Source organism: Microcoleus sp. T3_B1 (genome assembly GCF_036700445.1).
In the GTDB taxonomy this organism is placed as follows: domain Bacteria; phylum Cyanobacteriota; class Cyanobacteriia; order Cyanobacteriales; family Microcoleaceae; genus Microcoleus.
Genome location: NZ_JAUBOX010000141.1, coordinates 1 through 1,142 on the forward strand (window position 1 = coordinate 1; position 1,142 = coordinate 1,142).

Below are 1,142 nucleotides of genomic sequence, written 5' to 3' on the forward strand. Positions count from 1 at the left end.
TAGGGCATAGGGCATAGGGCATAGGGCATAGGGCATAGGGCATAGGGCATACCTCACCACGCTTGAGAACCGCTATACGTTAGAGCTAAAATTAAAAGTCGATCGGGTTCCCAAAGCAGATATCTAATATGTTAGGTGCTAAAATTACTGCTCGGTCAACAAACATGAAGCTGAAATAAATTGTCAGCCATCTCGTTATCGATCCTCGAAAATCAACACAGTATCCTCTTAATTTAGATAACGCTGTCGGTAGCAATAATGCTGTAATATTTCATCCTCGTTTAGGATTAAATCAAGAAAACTATGACTTACTGTTAGCACAAATTTCAACTAAAACTCTGGATGCTGAAGCAATTACTTGTTATTCTACAGATATTGATCGTTGCCCGATCGCCCTTAGCTCAAAATGGTGTTTCTGCCTGTAGGTATAACCTTTCTCCCAACTGCGGATGCTCAAACGAAAGTTCCCGCGCGTGCAAGTGTAGCCGCTTCCCAGCAGCCCGACATCCGTAAAGTCGATCGCCCAAAATCGGTATCCCCAACCCTCGAACATCCGCTGCATGAACCCTCAATTGATGGGTGCGTCCCGTCAGCGGCAAAAACTCGACTCGATCGCAATTTCCTTCCCTCGCCATTACCTGAAAGCGAGTAACGCTGGGTTTTCCGCACTCCCAATTGACTTGCTGGTAAGGGCGATTTTCGGGATCGCCCCAAAGTGGGAGTTCGATCGTCCCCGCATCAATTTTTACCGTACCCGAAAGCACCGCTTCATAAACTTTGTGAACCTGCTTTTTTGCAAATTGCTGCCTGAGTTGACTGCTAGTTTCTTTCTCCCGCGCCAATAGCAAAATCCCAGATGTTTCCAAGTCTAAACGATGCACGACTGTCAAATTAAAACTATCAGCTAACAAGTTCCGCAAACGACTGAAAACACTATCTTGATTTTCAAAATAACGACCTGGAACTGACAGCAAACCAGAGGGTTTATTGACCGCAATCAACCATTTGTCTTCATAGATAATCGGTAGTATTTCGGTAACGGGCAAGATGCCCGTTCCACAAGAAATATGATGATTTGTGGGGAGTAGGGGTTGGGCTTCTAGCCCGCCCGCAACGGGCAAGATGCCCGTTCCACAAGAAAT

2 protein-coding genes are annotated in these 1,142 nt (G+C 45.7%); one reads left to right on the forward strand and one right to left on the reverse strand.

Annotation, left to right across the window (positions count from 1 at the left end; all coding sequences use genetic code 11):
- The first annotated feature begins 197 nt into the window (after positions 1 to 197).
- Positions 198 to 425: a DUF6883 domain-containing protein gene (locus tag QT990_RS35960; RefSeq protein ID WP_445252096.1), complete on the forward strand. Its 228-nt coding sequence runs from the start codon at positions 198 to 200 to the stop codon at positions 423 to 425.
- On the opposite strand, the gene QT990_RS34480 is transcribed toward QT990_RS35960, so the two are convergent.
- Positions 402 to 1,142: RluA family pseudouridine synthase (locus tag QT990_RS34480; RefSeq protein WP_333466339.1), on the reverse strand; the 741-nt coding region annotated here is incomplete at its 5' end. The two genes, QT990_RS35960 and QT990_RS34480, sit on opposite strands and share 24 nt — an antisense overlap.